This window comes from Luteimonas changyuni, assembly GCF_039548395.1.
Taxonomy (GTDB): Bacteria; Pseudomonadota; Gammaproteobacteria; order Xanthomonadales; family Xanthomonadaceae; genus Luteimonas.
This window is the reverse complement of the sequence record NZ_JBCLUZ010000003.1, coordinates 1-16,268: the sequence shown is the minus strand read 5'-3', so window position 1 is coordinate 16,268 and position 16,268 is coordinate 1. Positions and strand designations below refer to the sequence as shown.

Annotated in this window: 18 protein-coding genes and 1 pseudogene; 15 read left to right on the top strand and 4 right to left on the bottom strand. The window is 69.4% G+C overall.

Annotation, left to right across the window (positions count from 1 at the left end):
• Nucleotides 1-34 precede the first annotated feature (34 nt).
• The 3 genes from WCD84_RS01740 to WCD84_RS01730 are packed head-to-tail and all read right to left on the bottom strand — an operon-like array spanning nucleotide 35 to nucleotide 2,219.
• Complete coding sequence (locus WCD84_RS01740; RefSeq protein WP_343253743.1) at nucleotides 35-1,327, bottom strand: arsenic transporter; 1,293 nt, start codon at nucleotides 1,325-1,327, stop codon at nucleotides 35-37.
• Nucleotides 1,328-1,330: 3 nt separating this feature from the next.
• Nucleotides 1,331-1,846, bottom strand: a complete 516-nt coding sequence (locus WCD84_RS01735; protein ID WP_343280210.1) for an arsenate reductase ArsC — start codon at nucleotides 1,844-1,846, stop codon at nucleotides 1,331-1,333.
• 40 nt (nucleotides 1,847-1,886) lie between these two features.
• Entirely contained in the window at nucleotides 1,887-2,219 is a 333-nt protein-coding gene (locus WCD84_RS01730) for an ArsR/SmtB family transcription factor (RefSeq protein WP_343280209.1), read from the bottom strand.
• Nucleotides 2,220-2,236: 17 nt separating this feature from the next.
• Here WCD84_RS01730 and arsH point away from each other — a divergent pair, with 17 nt between their 5' ends.
• On the top strand, nucleotides 2,237-2,992 hold the full coding sequence (gene arsH / locus WCD84_RS01725) for an arsenical resistance protein ArsH (protein ID WP_343280208.1): 756 nt from the start codon (nucleotides 2,237-2,239) through the stop codon (nucleotides 2,990-2,992).
• Between the two features lie 4 nt (nucleotides 2,993-2,996).
• Here arsH and WCD84_RS01720 read toward each other — a convergent pair whose 3' ends face one another.
• Nucleotides 2,997-3,320 carry a YnfA family protein gene (locus tag WCD84_RS01720; protein ID WP_343253862.1) on the bottom strand — a complete coding sequence of 108 codons (324 nt, stop codon included), beginning with the start codon at nucleotides 3,318-3,320 and terminating at the stop codon, nucleotides 2,997-2,999.
• Nucleotides 3,321-3,448: 128 nt separating this feature from the next.
• Here WCD84_RS01720 and WCD84_RS01715 point away from each other — a divergent pair, with 128 nt between their 5' ends.
• From WCD84_RS01715 to WCD84_RS01650, 14 genes and pseudogenes are all read left to right on the top strand, one after another.
• Nucleotides 3,449-3,961 (top strand): RDD family protein, encoded by a 513-nt coding sequence (locus WCD84_RS01715; protein ID WP_343280207.1) that lies wholly within the window; start codon nucleotides 3,449-3,451, stop codon nucleotides 3,959-3,961.
• 27 nt (nucleotides 3,962-3,988) lie between these two features.
• The gene (locus WCD84_RS01710; RefSeq protein WP_343253738.1) at nucleotides 3,989-4,609 is read left to right on the top strand and encodes a cold shock and DUF1294 domain-containing protein; all 621 of its coding nucleotides are present in this window, start codon (nucleotides 3,989-3,991) and stop codon (nucleotides 4,607-4,609) included.
• A 61-nt stretch (nucleotides 4,610-4,670) separates the two neighbouring features.
• The gene (locus tag WCD84_RS01705; RefSeq protein WP_343253737.1) at nucleotides 4,671-5,096 is read left to right on the top strand and encodes a DUF1801 domain-containing protein; all 426 of its coding nucleotides are present in this window, start codon (nucleotides 4,671-4,673) and stop codon (nucleotides 5,094-5,096) included.
• A gap of 7 nt (nucleotides 5,097-5,103) precedes the next feature.
• The gene (locus WCD84_RS01700; protein ID WP_343280206.1) at nucleotides 5,104-5,577 is read left to right on the top strand and encodes a GNAT family N-acetyltransferase; all 474 of its coding nucleotides are present in this window, start codon (nucleotides 5,104-5,106) and stop codon (nucleotides 5,575-5,577) included.
• A 38-nt stretch (nucleotides 5,578-5,615) separates the two neighbouring features.
• Complete coding sequence (locus tag WCD84_RS01695) at nucleotides 5,616-6,716, top strand: alpha/beta fold hydrolase (protein WP_343280205.1); 1,101 nt, start codon at nucleotides 5,616-5,618, stop codon at nucleotides 6,714-6,716.
• A gap of 1 nt (nucleotide 6,717) precedes the next feature.
• The gene (crcB, locus tag WCD84_RS01690) at nucleotides 6,718-7,101 is read left to right on the top strand and encodes a fluoride efflux transporter CrcB (RefSeq protein ID WP_343253734.1); all 384 of its coding nucleotides are present in this window, start codon (nucleotides 6,718-6,720) and stop codon (nucleotides 7,099-7,101) included.
• Between the two features lie 40 nt (nucleotides 7,102-7,141).
• Nucleotides 7,142-7,654: a hypothetical protein gene (locus tag WCD84_RS01685; RefSeq protein WP_343253733.1), complete on the top strand. Its 513-nt coding sequence runs from the start codon at nucleotides 7,142-7,144 to the stop codon at nucleotides 7,652-7,654.
• Nucleotides 7,644-7,847, top strand: a complete 204-nt coding sequence (locus WCD84_RS01680) for a hypothetical protein (RefSeq protein WP_343253732.1) — start codon at nucleotides 7,644-7,646, stop codon at nucleotides 7,845-7,847. The genes WCD84_RS01685 and WCD84_RS01680 overlap by 11 nt, the downstream gene beginning before the upstream one ends.
• On the top strand, nucleotides 7,834-7,986 hold the full coding sequence (locus WCD84_RS01675) for a hypothetical protein (protein WP_343280204.1): 153 nt from the start codon (nucleotides 7,834-7,836) through the stop codon (nucleotides 7,984-7,986). Before WCD84_RS01680 ends, WCD84_RS01675 begins: the two co-directional genes overlap by 14 nt.
• 138 nt (nucleotides 7,987-8,124) lie before the next feature.
• On the top strand, nucleotides 8,125-8,811 hold the full coding sequence (lexA, locus tag WCD84_RS01670; RefSeq protein ID WP_343280203.1) for a transcriptional repressor LexA: 687 nt from the start codon (nucleotides 8,125-8,127) through the stop codon (nucleotides 8,809-8,811).
• Nucleotides 8,808-9,413: pseudogene (gene imuA / locus WCD84_RS01665) on the top strand (translesion DNA synthesis-associated protein ImuA); the annotation flags it as partial. The gene lexA and the pseudogene imuA, both read left to right, overlap by 4 nt.
• Before the next feature lie 199 nt (nucleotides 9,414-9,612).
• Nucleotides 9,613-11,094 (top strand): Y-family DNA polymerase, encoded by a 1,482-nt coding sequence (locus WCD84_RS01660; RefSeq protein ID WP_343280202.1) that lies wholly within the window; start codon nucleotides 9,613-9,615, stop codon nucleotides 11,092-11,094.
• Entirely contained in the window at nucleotides 11,091-14,657 is a 3,567-nt protein-coding gene (locus WCD84_RS01655) for an error-prone DNA polymerase (protein ID WP_449280045.1), read from the top strand. Before WCD84_RS01660 ends, WCD84_RS01655 begins: the two co-directional genes overlap by 4 nt.
• 223 nt (nucleotides 14,658-14,880) lie before the next feature.
• Complete coding sequence (locus WCD84_RS01650) at nucleotides 14,881-16,029, top strand: COG3904 family protein (protein WP_343253723.1); 1,149 nt, start codon at nucleotides 14,881-14,883, stop codon at nucleotides 16,027-16,029.
• The last annotated feature ends 239 nt before the right edge of the window (nucleotides 16,030-16,268 follow it).

The window sequence follows — 16,268 nt, the reverse complement described above, 5'->3', positions numbered from 1 at the left end:
CTCGAGCATGCGTTCGCAGGCGGTTGTCGCGTGGCTACGCAACGCCCGCGCCCAAGCGCAGTGCCAGGGCCGCCAAGGTGACCAGCAGCACCGGAAGCGTCAGCACCACGCCGACCTTGAAGTAATACCCCCAGGTGATCCGGATATCCCTGCGCGCCAGCACGTGCAGCCAGAGCAGCGTCGCCAGGCTCCCGATCGGGGTGAACTTCGGCCCCAGGTCGCTGCCGATCACGTTGGCGTAGACCATCGCTTCGCGCACGGTGCCTTCTGCATGGCTGGCGTCGATGGAGAGCGCGCCGACCAGCACCGTCGGCAGGTTGTTCATGACCGAGGACAGCAGGGCGATCAGCAGGCCGGTGCCGAACGTCGCGCCCCACACGCCGTATCCGGCGAACAGATCCAACAGCTTCGCCAGGTGGTCGGTGAGCCCCTGGTTGCGCAGGCCGTAGACCACCAGGTACATGCCGAGCGAGAACACCACGATCTGCCACGGTGCTTCCCTGATCACCTTGCGTGTCGATATCCGGTGCCCGCGTGCCGCCACGCCGAACAGGAGCAGGGCGCCGGTGCCCGCTACCGCGCTGATGGGAATGCCGATCCGCTCCAGTCCGAAGAAGCCCACCAGCAGCAGGGCCAGTACCGCCCAGCCGGCCTTGAAGGTCATGGTGTCGACGATCGCCGAGCGCGGCGCCTTCAGTCCGGCAGCCTCATAGCCCGCCGGGATGTCGCGGCGGAAGAACCACATCAGCATGCCCAGCGACGCCGCGACGGAGACCAGGTTCACCGGCACCATGACCGAGGCGTAGTCCGCGAAGCCGATGCCGAAGTAGTCCGCCGAAACGATATTGACCAGGTTGGACACGACCAGCGGAAGGCTGGCGGTGTCGGCGATGAAGCCGGCTGCCATCACGAAGGCCAGCGTGGCCGCCGGGCTGAACTTCAGCGCCAGCAGCATGGCGATCACGATCGGCGTGAGGATCAGCGCTGCGCCGTCGTTGGCGAACAGGGCCGCCGTCGCGGCGCCGAACAGCACGAGCAAGGCGAACAGCCGGCGTCCATTGCCCTTGCCCCAGCGCGCCACGTGCAGCGCCACCCATTCGAAGAAGCCCGCCTCGTCGAGGATCAGGCTGATCACGATCAGGGCGATGAAGGTGAAGGTGGCGTTCCACACGAAGCCCCAGACGGTGGGGATGTCGGAAAGCTCGACCACGCCGGTCAGCAGGGCGAGCACCGCGCCGAAGGTCGCGCTCCAGCCGACGCCCAGGCCTTTCGGCTGCCAGATCACCAGCACGATCGTGGCGACGAAGATCAGCAGTGCGGTCAGCATGGATCAGGCCCCGGCGGCCGCGTCGTCGGGCTCCACGAATCCGATGCGGTCGAGCGCCTGCTTCAGCTTCGCGCGGTCGTCCCAGACATCGGCCGGCAGCGCCAGCAGCGCTTGCAGGCGCGCCTTGACGATGCGGTGGGCTTGGCGGAAGGCTTCGCGCCTGGCGCCATCGTCACCCTCGACCGCCGCCGGATCCGGCAACCCCCAGTGCGTCCGCAGGAAATCTCCGAAGACGACCGGGCAGGTTTCGGCCGCGGCCGAGTCGCAGACCGTCACCACCAGGTTCATCGGTGCCGCGTTCGCGGTCGCGAACTCGTCCCAGGACTTGCTGCGCAGCCCGACGGTGGCAATGCCGTCGGCCGCCAGTTGGCCGAGCGCGTACGGATTGACCGTGCCGGCAGGCTGGCTGCCGGCACTGAAGACCTCGAAGCGGTGGCCGCCCCACGCGCGAAGCGTGGCCTCTGCCAACACGCTGCGGGCCGAGTTGCCGGTGCAGAGAAACAGGACGCGACGTTTCATCGGTTGGATCCAGGTGGTGAGGAATGGACAGTGGTTGCGATCAGCACGCGCGGACCGCCAACGGACCGGGCGCACAGGTTTCATCGGCCGAATCCGCGCAGCAGTTGTGGGTCAGGTAGGCGACAAGCCCGTTCATGGCATCGAAGTTGGCGCGGTAGCAGACATTGCGGCCACGGTTCTCGCTGCTCACCAGGCCGGCATGCACCAACTCCTTCAGATGGAATGACAGCGTGGCACCAGGCACCGCCAGCGCTTCCGCGATCTCCCCGGCCATGCGGCCATCGGGACCGGCTTGGACCAGCAGCCGGAAGGCGGACAGGCGCGTGGCGTGGCCCAGCGCGGTCAAAGCGGCTATTGCCTGATTCGTTTCCATATTTGTAGAATAGTCGAATGAATATCGATCAGCAAGCCGCCCAAGCGGCCACTCTCCCGAACCTGGTGCCCGGCCTCCTCCCGGCCCCGCGGCACGACCTGCTTGGCGCCGGCGCGCCCGCGCCCCGCATCCTGCTGCTCTACGGCTCGCTCCGGCCCCAGTCCTTCAGCCACAAGCTGGCGCTGGAGGCCGAGCGCATCCTGAAGCACCTCGGCGCCGAAACCCGGGTGTTCGACCCGCACGGCCTGCCGCTGCTGGACAGCGTCGACCGTGACCATCCCAAGGTGCGGCAGCTGCGCGAGTGGTCGCAGTGGTCGGAAGGCCAGGTGTGGGTGTCGCCCGAGCGGCACGGCAGTGTCACCGGCGTGTTCAAGAACCAGATCGACTGGCTTCCGCTCGAGGACGGCAGCGTGCGGCCGACGCAGGGCCGCACGCTTGCGGTGATGCAGGTCTGCGGCGGATCGCAGTCGTTCAACGTGGTCAACGCGCTGCGCCTGCTCGGGCGCTGGATGCGGATGGTGACCATCCCCAACCAGTCATCGGTGGCCAAGGCCTGGCAGGAGTTCGATGACGCCGGCCGCATGCGCGCGTCCCCCTTCTACGACCGCGTCGTGGACGTCATGGAAGAGCTGGTGAAGTTCACCTTGATGGTGCGCGGGCGCAGCGACTACTTGGTCGATCGCTACAGCGAGCGGAAGGGTGCGGACGAGGCGCGTCGCCTGGCCCGCGAGTCCGGTGCCGTTGAAGAAGCAGGCGGTACCGCGGTCCGGTGAGCGCTCAGGCGGGCCTCGCGCCGAGCATGATGATGCCCATGCCGACCAGGCAGAAGCCGACGCCGATCCAGTCGGTGAGCGTGGGCCGCACCGAATCCACCGCCCACAGCCACGCCAGCGCGACGCTGATGTAGACGCCGCCATAGGCCGCGTACACGCGCCCCGCGGCCTGCGGATGCAGGGTGAGCAGCCACGCAAACAACGCCAGGCTGAGCGCCGCCGGCACCAGCAGCCAAGCCGAGCGGTCCTGCCTGAGCCACAGGTAAGGGAGATAGCAGCCGATGATCTCGGCCAGCGCGGTGGCGATGAAGAGACCGAGGATTTTCAGGATGTCCAAGTGCGTTCGACTCCGTGTGCCCGCTGGGCCGTGACGCGGGTGCGGCCGGCACGCATTGTCGGGCCTTTGCTTGCCGTATGCTTGCGGCATCGCAGGACGCGCAGGGCAGGGGGGCCCCGGTGCCGGACGACAGCAACCTTTCGCCCGCAGCCAGCAACGCTGCCACGGATGCCTTCATCGACCGCTGGCAAGGCGTCGCCGCCTCCGAGCTGTCCACCTCGCAGAGCTTCCTGATCGACCTCTGCCGCCTGCTTGACGTGGATGCGCCGCACCCGACGCCCGAGCAGGACTACATGTTCGAGCGGCCGATCACCTTTCCTGCGGAGTTCCTGATTTCCTGGGTCATGCCGTTCGTCGCGGTGATCCTGTTCTGGCTGTACAAGCAGGCCACGCCCGGAAAGATGGTCGTGTCCGCCCGCGTTGTGGATGCGCAGACCGGAAATCCGATGAGCGTGGGCCAGGCGATCGGGCGCTACCTCGCATACTTCATTTCCATGATCCCGCTGTTCTTGGGGATCATCTGGGTCGCATTCGATCCGAAGAAGCAGGGCTGGCACGACAAGCTGGCCAGCACGGTCGTGGTCCGCTCTCGGAACCGCGGCCCCAAGCCGGTGCGTTTCGACCGGGCGTGATACAGCGCCCGCACCTCGAGTTCGCTGATGGAAGCACCAATACGACATGCAGGCCGGATCACGGACTGGAACGACGACAAGGGCTTCGGCTTCGTAGTGCCCCATGGTGGCGGTACTCGCGCATTCGTCCATATCAACGAGTTCCAGCGGGGCTCGCGCCGGCCCGTTGTCGGCGACATGATCTCCTACCTCCCCAAAATTGACGCGCAGGGGCGGACCAACGCGCGGCAGGTGCGTCACGCCGGCCAGAGAATCGAAGTGCGGCGCGCTCCTTCCCGGATGCCAAGGGCGGCTCTTGGTCTGTGCGCGTTGTCGGGAGGTGTGGCCGCTGCTGTCATCGGCCTGGTCCCGGCGCTGTTGATCGTCGCGTACTTCGCGTTGAGCGTCCTGTCGTACTTCATGTACAGGTCGGACAAGATCGCGGCGCAAAGCGATGCGCAACGCACCCCGGAAGCCAGCCTCCACCTTGCAGACCTTTTCGGAGGGTGGCCCGGCGCGCTGATCGCCCAGCAACAGTTCCGCCACAAGACCGTGAAGCCGTCGTTCCAGCTCGTCTTCTTGGCTACTGTCGTCTTCAACCTGGCCGCGGTTGCCTGGCTTCACAAGTCCGGTCTTCTTGCATACCTGGTCGGGCGCATCAGCGGCTGACAGTTCATTCTGACGCTGGCGGCCCGTCGTCGCACCCGATGCCAACGGAGTTCGAGACACCATGAGCGAGAACAAGACCAAGCCGACGGAGGCGAGCGTCTCCACGTTCCTCGCCGCCATCGACGATGAGCAGCGTCGCGAAGACTGCCAGGCGCTCCTCGCCATGATGGCCAGGATCACCGGCAAGCCGGCGGCCATGTGGGGCACCAGCATCGTCGGCTTCGACACCTACCACTACCGGTACGCGAGCGGCCGCGAAGGCGACATGGCGGTCACCGGCTTTTCGTCGCGCAAGAGCGACATCAGCGTTTACCTCATGGCGGAGGGCCCGGACCAGGCGGACCTGCTCGCGCGGCTCGGGCGCCACAAGATGGGCAAGGCCTGCCTGTCCATCCGCCGGCTCTCCGACGTCGATACCGATGTGCTGGAGCAGCTGGTCTCGGGCTCCGTTGCGGCGCTCCGGCAGCGCCAGCAGCAAGGGACATGAGGCTTCGATGAGCTTCCGGCTCCACCTCGCCGCCGCGCACGACTTCGCCTTCTGCGAACACCTCAGCCGCAGCAACATGGCGGGCTACCTCGCCGCACGCGGCATCGCCTGGGTTCCGCAGCGCTTCCGTGCCAGTTGGATGGAATTCGAGAACCTCATGATCCTGGCCGGCGACGACCCGGTCGGCTTGCTGCGGCTGCTGCCCGAAGACGAGGCGCTCGGCCTGCGCGACCTGCAGGTGGTGCCGTCACGCCAGGGCAAGGGCATCGGCGGCTGGGCGGTGCGGCAGGCGCAGGGGCTCGCTGTCCAGCGCGGCCATCCGCGGCTGCAGCTGCGGGTCTATGCGGACAATCCCGCGCGGCGGCTCTACGCGCGCCTCGGCTTCACCATCGAGGCGGAGATCGACGGCACCCTGCACATGGCCTGGTCTCCGCCTCGCGACGGGATAGCAGGCGGCAACGCTGGGGCGACGGCGGGGTGACGCAGTAGGCTTTGCACTCCACCGTACGGAACCTCGTCATGACGCGACTGCTTGCCGCCCTGCTGTTCCTCGCGCTGCCCCTGTCCGCCCACGCCCAGCCGGCCTGTCCCTCCGGCGAGTCCTTCGACAAGGCCCGCGCGGTGGTCGCCGACCTGCAGCGCATCGTCACGCCCGCCAGCGTGCAGGACACCTACGCCGAGCGCATCGGCGGCATCGAGCAGTGGATCCAGGTGCGCGGCAAGGACCGTGCGAACCCGATGATCCTGTTCGTGCACGGCGGGCCGTCGTCGCCGGCGATGCCGAGCGCGTGGCAGTGGCAGCGGCCGGTGGAGGAGTTCTTCACCGTCGCCCATTACGACCAGCGCGGCGCCGGCAAGACCCACCGCGCCAACGACCCGGACGCGGTCGCCGGCGACATGGCCATCGACCGCTTCGTCAGTGATGCCATCGAGGTGGCCGAGCACCTGCGCGCGCGCTACGGCAAGGACAAGCTGGTGCTGGCCGCGCACAGCTGGGGCACGGTGGTGGCGATGCACGCGGCGCTGCGGCGGCCGGACCTGTTCCACGCCTACGTCGGCATCGGCCAGGTCATCGACACCCGGCGCAACGAACGGCTGAGCTTCGAGTACGGGCTGGAGCGGGCGCGCGCGGAGGGCAATGCCGCGGCAGTCGCCGAGCTGGAGTCGATCGCGCCGTATCCGGGCGATGCGCCGATCACGCGGGAACGGATCATCATTGCGCGCAAATGGCCGCAGCACTACGGCGGCCTCAATGCCTACCGCGACGCGGAGCAGGATTACTACTACGGTGCCTCGCTGCTGTCGCCCGCCTACGACTGCGAGGACCGGCGCGCGTTCTTCGCCGGCAACGTGTTCACGCTCAAGCACGTACTGGACGAGTTCCTGCAGGTGGATTTCAGCGGCGTGCACGAGTTCCCGATCCCGGTGCTGATGTTCCTCGGCCGCCACGACTACACCACGCCCTCGGTGCCGACCGCGGCGTGGCTGGAACAGGTGCAGGCGCCATACAAGCGCGCGGTCTGGTTCGAGCACTCCGCGCACATGATCCCGTGGGAGGAACCGGGGCGGACGCTGCTGGCGCTGCTGGAACATGTGCGGCCGCTGGCGGTGGAGCGCTGACATGCATCCGGTCCTGCTGGTCGGCCTCGGCGGTTTCCTCGGCGCGGTCGCGCGCTACAAGCTCGGCGGGCTGGTGCTGCACCTGACGGTGCAGGAGCGCTTCCCGTTCAGCACCTTCGCCGTGAACGTGCTCGGCTGCCTGACGGTGGGCGTGCTGGCGGGCCTGGCCGAACGCCATGAGGCCTTCGGGCCCGACGCGCGGCTGTTCCTGTTCACCGGACTGCTGGGCGGTTTCACCACGTTCTCGGCCTTCGGCCTGGAGGCGGTGTATCTGCTCCGCCGGGGCGAGGTCGCGACCGCCGCGCTGTACGCCGGCGGCAGCGTGGTGCTGGGGATCGCCGCGGTGTGGCTGGGGCTGAAGCTGGCGGGGTTTGGGGCGAGGTGATCCGGACACCGCGGTCAGCTCGCTCATTTATAGTTCGGCCATGGCTTTCAACGTCCGCCAGATTTTCAGTGCGCTCAACGACGCCGGGGCCGACTATGTGGTCGTGGGCGGGCTTGCCGTGATCTTGCATGGCTATCTGCGGGCCACGGCGGACCTGGACTTGGCGGTCGGTCTGTCACCGGTCAACGCCGGACGGGCCATGACAGCCTTGGGGAGCATCGGTCTGCGGCCGAGGTTGCCGGTGGCAATGGAGGACTTCTGCGATCCGGGAAAGCGCGCGGAATGGCAGCAGCGGAACATGCTGGTGTTCCCCCTCTGGGATCCGGCGAACCCGCTCCGGTCCGTGGACGTGTTCATCCATGAGCCTGTCGATTTCGGCGATCTTCTCCGGGATGCCGTGCGAAAGGATCTGGACGGTGTGTCCGTGCCGGTCGCCAGCATCGAACACCTCATCCGGATGAAGCAGGAGACCGGGCGGGAGCGTGATCGTGAAGACATCGCCAAACTGCGGACAATCCGCGACCAGGACCCCGGGGTTATGTATGGCCGCTGACGAGTCCCTGGACTTCGCCGCGCTCGAGCGCCTCCAGCTGAAGCAGTGGGTGGCGCTGAGCACTGCGGCGAAGGTGGATTTCTTCGAGGAAATGATCCAGCTGGCCTACAGCAGCGGTGCGCTCAGGCCGGAGCGGCTGGCGCTGCGGGACCAGGCCAGCCCGCCGACCGGAAATCACCATGACCAGCCGTGACCCGCGCATCGATGCCTACATCGCCCGCCAGGCGGACTTCGCCCGGCCGATCCTGGAGGAACTGCGCCGGCGCGTGGCGCAGGCGGTGGAGTGGATCGCGGAGGGGAAGACGCGGAACTGGAAGTACGCGGGCTGTTGAGGATCTGTCGCGCCGCCTGAGGTGTCTCGCCCAAGTCGTTGATCCCGGGGAGGTCTCGCTCCCTGAGACCGAAGCCGGTTGGAATCCGTCCGACAGCCGGGCTTGCTTATGTCCGCCAAGGTAAATAGATTTTTACCCATGACCGACGACCTCACTCCCCGACAGCGCGACGTGCTCGGCTTCATCCAGGCCCATTCCGGGGCCGAGGGCGCACCGCCCACGCTGCAGCAGATCGCCGACGCCTTCGGCTTCCGCCAGGCCTGCGCGGCGCACAAGCACGTGCGCCGGCTGCAGCAGGCGGGCTACCTGGAGGTGCGGCCGAACGAGGCGCGCGGGATCCGGGTGGTGGGCGGCATGGCGCAGGGCATCGGCGCAGCGGGCGCGGCGGGCCGGGCAGGGCGCACGCGCCACGTCCCGGGCACGCGGCTGAAGGTCCGCGACGACCGCTTGGAGCTGCCGGTGCTGGGCCGGGTGGCCGCGGGTTCGCCGATCGGGGCCGATGCCGGAGTAGAGCGCCACGTGCTGCTCGACCGCGCGCTCTTCTCCAGCAAGCCCGATTACCTGCTGCGGGTGAGGGGCGACTCGATGCGCGACGACGGCATCTTCGACGGCGACCTGGTGGCGGTGCAGCGCGCCAGCGATGCGCGCAGCGGCCAGGTGGTGGTGGCGCGCATCGACGGCGAGATCACCATCAAGCGCCTGGAGCGCACGCGTTCGCGGCTGCGGCTGCTGCCGCGCAATCCGGACTACGCACCCATCGAGGTGCCGCCAGGTGCGGACTTCGCCATCGAGGGCCTGTACTGCGGGCTGGTGCGCACGGAATGAGGGCGCTGCCCGACATCGACGCCATGCTTTCGGCACGCACGGTGTGGCGTGCCGGGCGTGCGCCGGCGGTGGCGGCCGACGGTGAACCCACCGGCCATGCGGCGCTCGATGCGCTGCTGCCGCAGGGCGGCTGGCCGCGCGCTGCGCTGACCGAACTGCTGCTGCCGGCAGACGGCGTCGGCGAGCTGTCGCTGCTGCTGCCCACGCTGGCGCGGCTGACGCAGGCCGGCGGCATCGTGGCCCTGGTGGCGCCGCCCTACCTGCCGTATGCGCCGGCGTGGCAGGCGGCGGGCGTGGACCTGCGGCATCTGGAAATCATCCAGGCCGACGCGCGCGGCGCGCTGTGGGCCTTCGAACAGTGCCTGCGCAGCGCGGCCTGCGCGGCGGTGCTCGGCTGGCCGCTGCAGGCCGATGCCCAGGCGCTGCGCCGACTGCAGGTGGCGGCCGACAGCGGCGATTGCCTGGGCTTCGCGTTCCGCGATGCAAAGCACGCGGTCAATCCCTCGCCGGCGGCGCTGCGGCTGGAATACGCCTGCGACCGCGAAGGCGGGGGCGCCTGGCACGTGCGCAAATGTCGCGGCGCCAATCCACCCACCCGCCCCTTCGCCGTCCCCTTGCCTGTGGAAGCAGCTTCTGTGGCAGCAGCCCCCGGGGAAGCAAGCTTTGTGGGACCGGCGACTTCTGTGGGAGCGGCTACAGCCGCGATTCCAACATGCAAGGCAGTCGCCTCCATCCCTGACCGTGCAGACAGACGCTCCATCGCGGCTGTAGCCGCTCCCACAGTGTGCCCCTGAGGCCGCCATGCTCTGGGCCTGCATCGCGCTGCCGCGGCTGGCGCTGGACGCCGTTCTTCGCCGGATGCCGGATCCGTCGCGACCGCTGGCGCTGGTCTCGGGGCCGGCGCAGCTGCGGCATCTGCATGCGGTCAACGCGGGCGCCTCCGCCGCCGGGCTGAAGCCGGGCATGCGGCTGTCGGCCGCGCACGCGCTGCTGTCCGACGTGGCGATGGTCGAATACGACCCGGCGTCGGAGGCGCGCTGGCAGCGCTTCCTCGCCGCCTGGGCGTATCGGCACAGCTCGCAGGTCAGTGCGCAGTGGCCGGGCGCGATCGTGCTCGAGGTGCGCGCCAGCTTCCGCCTGTTTGGTCCTTGGCCGCGCTTCGAGGCGCGGCTGCGCGAGGAGCTCGAGGGACTCGGCTTCAGCCACCGCATCGCCCTGGCGCCGACGCCGCGCGCGGCACTCGTGTTCGCAGGGCTGCGTGACGGCTTTGCGGTCACCGCCGAAGGCCCGATGCGCGATGCGCTGGCACGGGTGCCGGTGCGCCGCGCGGCGCTGCCGGGCAATGCCGGCGAGCGCCTGCAGCGCATGGGCGTGCGTACGCTCGGCGCGCTGCGCACGCTGCCGCGCGACAGCCTGCGGCGGCGCTTCGACGTGGAGTTGCTGCAGCACCTCGACCGCCTGCACGGCGAGGCCGGCGATCCGCTCGAGCTGTACGCGCCGCCGGACCGTTTCGACAGCCGCGTCGAGCTCGGTTTCGAAGTCGAGAGCCACCAGGCGCTGCTGTTCCCGCTGCGCCGCTTGATCGCCGACCTCGCCACCTACCTGTCCGCCCGAGATGGTGGCGTGCAGCGTTTCACCCTGCGCCTTGAACACGAGGCGCGGCACGCGCTGCCCTCGCACGAGGCCGACCAGGTCCAGCAGGACGCGGTGCGCTTCACCGAGGTGCCGGTGGGCCTGCTCGCGGCCGAACGGGATGCGGCGCTGCTGTTCGAGCTCACCCGCAACCGCCTGGAGCAGGCGGCGCTGCCGGCACCGGTGGTGGCGGTGCGCCTGCTGGCGCGCGAGCTGCCGCCCTTCGTGCCGGCCGAACGCGACCTGTTCGATAGCCGCCCGGCGCAGGCGGTGCCCTGGCCACGACTGCGTGAGCGACTGCGCGCCCGGCTTGGCGACGAAGCCGTGCATCGCGTCGCGCCTTCCGGTGACCCGCGTCCCGAGCGCGCCTGGCGACAGGCCGGTTCGGGCGAGGATGGCGATGCGGCCTGCGCCACGCCCGCACCGCTTCGCCCGCTGCGTCCCGCCTGGCTGTTGCCGCGTCCGGTGCCGCTGCGCGACCCGCGGCTGCGCATCGTCTCCGGCCCCGAACGCCTGGAAAGCGGCTGGTGGGACGGCGACGATGCGCGTCGCGACTACTACGTGCTGGAAACCTCGCGTGGCCAGCGCGCCTGGGCCTTCGCCCCGCCGGGCGTGCAGGGCGACTGGATGCTGCACGGCTGGTTCGCATGAGCCGCGACGACGACCACGACGACCTGCCGCCGGGCGTGGCGGCCGATACCCCTGGCGCGCGTCCGTCGCGCATCGTGCGCATGCAGCGGCAGATGCAGCTGCAGATGCGGATGGAATTCGAAGCGGCGGCCGATGCCGCCAACGAGCCCCGGCACGATTCCGCTCCTCCCGATTCCACCAACCCATCCTGTAGGAGCAGCTATAGCTGCGATGGCGCGGTGTCCGGGATCGCAGCTATAGCTGCTCCTACAAAGGCTGTCGCCGCGCAGGAATCCCTGCCGCCGTACGCGGAGCTGCACTGCCTGTCCGACTTCAGCTTCCTGCGTGGCGCGGCCAGCGCCGAAGAGCTGTTCACCCGCGCCGCGCAGTGCGGTTACGAAGCGCTGGCGATCACCGACGAGTGCTCGCTGGCGGGCATCGTGCGTGCGCACGAAGCGTCGAAGCTCACCGGTGTGAAGCTGGTGGTGGGCGCGGAGTTCCGCCTCGCCGACGGTCTGCGCATGGTGCTTCTGGTGGAGGATGCCGCGGGCTATGCGCAGCTGTGCCGGCTCATCACCATCGCCCGCCGCGCGGCGCCGAAGGGCGAATACCGTCTCTCCCGCGCTGACATTGAAGCCCGACCTTCCCCCGCCACCTCCTGTAGGAGCAGCTATAGCTGCGACCCGGTGTCCCGTAAAGGCGTGGTAGCCGGGATCGCAGCTATAGCTGCTCCTACAGATGCAGCAGATGCAGCAGATGCGGAATCCAGGGGCGGACTCTTTGCGCTGTGGCTGCCCGGCCGCGTGCCCGATGCGGGCGAGGGCGCCTGGCTGCGACGCGTCTTTGGCGACCGCGCCCACCTCGCCATCGAGCTGCACCGCGAGGAGGACGATGACGTGCGCCTCGGGCAACTGCTGGCGATGGCCGCGGACCTCGGCATCACGCCACTCGCCGCCGGCGACGTGCACATGGCCACCCGCCGCCAGCGCGTGCTGCAGGACACCCTGGTCGCCATCCGCCACGGCCTGCCGCTGGCCGAGGCCGGCGCGCACCTGTTCCGCAACGGCGAACGCCACCTGCGCCACCGCTACACGCTTGGCAACATCCATCCGCGCGCGCTGCTGGACAACGCCGCCGCGCTCGCGCGCCGCTGCCGTTTCTCCATGGCCGAGGTGAAGTACAGCTATCCCGCCGAACTCGTGCCCGAGGGCGAGACGCCCGCCAGCCACCTGCGCACGCTCACCGAAGCCGGCATGCGCACGCGCTGGCCACGAGGCGTGCCGCCGAAGATCGCCGCGCAGATCGAGGACGAGCTCGCGCTGATCGCCGACCTCGCCTACGAAGCCTTCTTCCTCACCGTCGAAGACATCGTCCGCTTCGCGCGCGGCCAGGGAATCCTCTGCCAGGGCCGCGGCTCGGCCGCCAACTCGGCGGTGTGCTTCGCGCTCGGCATCACCGCGGTCGATCCGGCGGAGAGCCGCCTGCTGATGGCGCGCTTCCTGTCGAAGGAGCGCAACGAGCCGCCCGACATCGACGTCGACTTCGAGCACGAGCGGCGCGAAGAGGTGATGCAGTACGTCTACCGCAAGTACGGCCGCGAGCGCGCCGCGCTGGCCGCGACCGTGATCCGTTACCGGGGAAAAAGCGCGGTGCGCGACGTGGCCAGGGCCTTCGGCCTGCCGCCCGACCAGATCACGCTGCTGGCCGGCTGCTTCGGCCGGGGCAACGGCGAGACGCCGATGGACAGGCGCCTGGCGGACGTGGGCTTCGACATCGACAACCCGCTCATCGCGCGCATCCTGGCGGTCACCGCGATGCTGCGCGGCAGGCCGCGGCACCTCTCGCAGCACGTCGGCGGATTCGTGATCTCCGATGCGCCGCTGTGGCAGATGGTGCCGGTGGAGAACGCCGCCATGGCCGATCGCACCATCATCCAGTGGGAGAAGGACGACCTTGAAGCGCTCGGCCTGCTCAAGGTCGACTGCCTGGCGCTGGGCATGCTGACCTGCATCCGCAAGGCCCTGGACCTGGTGCGCGCGCACCGTGGCCGCGACCTCGAGCTTGCGACCATTCCCGGGGAAGACGGGCCGACCTACGACATGATCCAGCTCGCCGACACCGTCGGCGTGTTCCAGATCGAGTCGCGCGCGCAGATGACGATGCTGCCGCGGCTGAAGCCGGAGCGGTTCTACGACCTGGTGGTGGAAGTGGCGATCGTGCGGCCGGGGCCGATCCAGGGCGGCATGGTGCATCCCTACCTGCGCCGGCGCATGGGCCAGGAGCCGGTGACCTATCCCTCGCCGGGCATCGAAGAGATCCTCGGTGCCACCCTGGGCGTGCCGCTGTTCCAGGAGCAGGTGATGGAGCTGGTGATCCACGCCGGCTATTCGCCCGGCGAAGCCGACGGCCTGCGCCGCTCGATGGCCGCCTGGCGCCACGGCGGCGACATGGAGCCGCACCGGCTGCGCATCCGCGAGCTGATGGAGAGGAAGAACTATTCGTCGGAGTTCATCGACCAGATCTTCGAGCAGATCAAGGGCTTCGGCTCCTACGGCTTCCCGCAGAGCCACGCCGCGTCCTTCGCCAAACTGGTGTACGCCAGCTGCTGGCTGAAACGCCACGAGCCCGCGGCCTTCGCCTGCGCACTGCTGAACTCGCAGCCGATGGGCTTCTACTCGTCGAGCCAGATCGTGCAGGACGCGCGGCGTGGCAAGGCCGCGCGGCCCGGCGTGGAGTTCCTGCCGGTGGACGTGGCACACAGCGACTGGGACAGCACCCTGGTCCAGGCCACCACCCAGCCTCCCTGTGGAAGCGGCTATAGCCGCTCCCACAGGGGCGATGAGGAGGAGGGCGCGGGTTCGAGGAATGGAATCATCGAAAGTCCCGCCATCCGCCTCGGCCTGCGCGAAATCCGCGGCCTGTCCGAACCCGTCGGTCGCGCCATCCTCGCCGCCCGCGCACAGCAGCCCTTCCGCGACATCCCCGACCTATGCCGCCGCGCCGGCCTCGACGACAAGGCCCGTACCGCGCTGGCCGATGCCGGTGCGCTGCAGTCGCTCGCCGGCCACCGCCACGACGCGCGCTGGGCCGTGGCCGGCATCGAGCGCCAGCGGCCGCTGCTTTCCGGCAGTCCCGACGAAGACCTGGTCGCACTGCCGGCCCCCGGCCTTGGCGAGGACGTGCTGTCCGACTACCGCACGCTCGGCCTGAGCCTGCGCGCGCATCCGCTGGCACTGCTGCGCGACCAGCTGCGCGCGCGCCGCCTGCTGGCCTCGCACGAAGTGCAGGGCCGCCGCCACGGCAGCCACGTGGCGGTGGCCGGCATCGTCACCCAGCGACAGAAGCCGCAGACCGCCAGCGGCACCATCTTCGTCACCCTGGAGGACGAACACGGCATGGTGAACGTGGTGGTCTGGCCGCGCGTGGCCGAGCGCCGGCGCAAGGCGCTGCTGGGCTCGACCCTGCTGGCGGTGCGCGGGCGCTGGGAGCGGGTGGATGGCGTGGAGCACCTGATCGCCGGCGACCTCGAGGACCTGTCGCCGCTGCTCGGCGGCCTGCACGCCGAATCCCGCGATTTCCACTGACCTTGTGGGAGTGCACTGACCTTGTGGGAGCGGCTATAGCCGCGATTCCCGCCCGGGTGGGAGCTTCTATCGCGGCTATAGCCGCTCCCACAGGAGCTGCTCCCACAGGAGTGGCTTCCACAGAGTGACCCCCACGGGAGCCGCAATGGCGGGTTCACGCGGCATTCCCTTCCCGTGCGCCGGCTGGCCCTAGACTGGGGATGGACCCCGACCACGCCCGCCCATGCCCACCCTGTTCCGCGCGCTCGCCCTCTGTGCCCTGCTGGCCGGCTGCAGCGCCCAGCCGCCCGAACCCGCCCCTGAACCGGACTCCGTTGCGATCGCCGAGGCCAACGGCATGGGCGAATTCATCAGCGCCCCGGTGGAAGCACCGCCCAAGCCCTACGACGTCAGCAAGGGTACCGATTGGCCGGAGGCGGCCCTGGTTGATGGCGACGCCTCGATCAGCTGCGAACTCGACTACGCGACCATTGGCGACGGCGAGCCGCTCACCGACCTGTCCTTCCTCAACGTCGCCGATACCCTCCAGCCCTGCCAGGACGTCGGCCTGCTGCGCCTGCGCTACGAAGGCAAGATCAACGCCGGCTTCACCGCGCTGGTGGAGCGGGTGGCGGCGATCGCCGACCGCATGGACATCGGCAAGCGCGTGCTCGATATCAATTCCACCGGCGGTCAGGTGGAGGACGCGATCAAGGCCGGCGACGCCATCGGCGCGTCCGGCTGGACGATCTGGGTGCGCGAGGGCGCGAACTGCCACAGCGCCTGCGTGCTGATCCTCGGCGCCGGCGACGTGCGCATGATCTCGGGCCCGGTGGGAATCCACCGCATCATCCGCATGAGCTCCACCGCGACTTCGCGCGCTCAGCTCAACGAGGAACTGCAGGCCGTTTACGGACGGGTGAAGGAATACCTCGCGCGCAACGGCGTGGCGGTGGCGGTGGCCGACATGATGATGGCGGTGCCCAACCGCAACCTGCGCCTGCTCAGCGCCGACGAACTGCTGGAATACGGCCTGGACGGCACCAACCCGGCGCAGGACGATCTGGACCGGCTGCAGCTGATGCGCAAGTGCGGCGAAGATTTCGTGCGCCGCCGCGACGGCTTCCAGCGCAACTTCGACCGCCAGTGCAAGATGCCGGATCGCGACATCGAAGAGCTCAACGACTGCGGCCTGGCCCTGCGCGAAGAGTTCGGATTCCCCGACGCGACCTGTCCGGACGACAGCCCGATGAGCGAGTTCGACGTGGTCCGCAGCGCCTTCTTCCAGCGTCGCGCGCCGGCGGAGAAGGCGGACGACGCTACACGGGACAACGAGTCGGCATCAGCACGCATCGAAGCCACGTCCGGCTCCGGTGCCAGCGGCTCGCCGTAACACTCCTGTAGGAGCAGCTATAGCTGCGACCGGATCACTGGGCGTCGTCGACGTTTTGGGGGAGGTGTCGCGGAGGCATCTCGGAGTCATCTCGGCGGCATCACGGGAGTGTCGCGGGAGTGTCTCGGGGGCGTCGCGGGGGCGGGGGGGGGGGGGGGGGGGGGGGGGGGGGGGGGGGGGGGGGGGGGGGGGGGGGGGGGGGGGGGGGGGGGGGGGGAAAAAGCTAGAGGGAGGGGAAG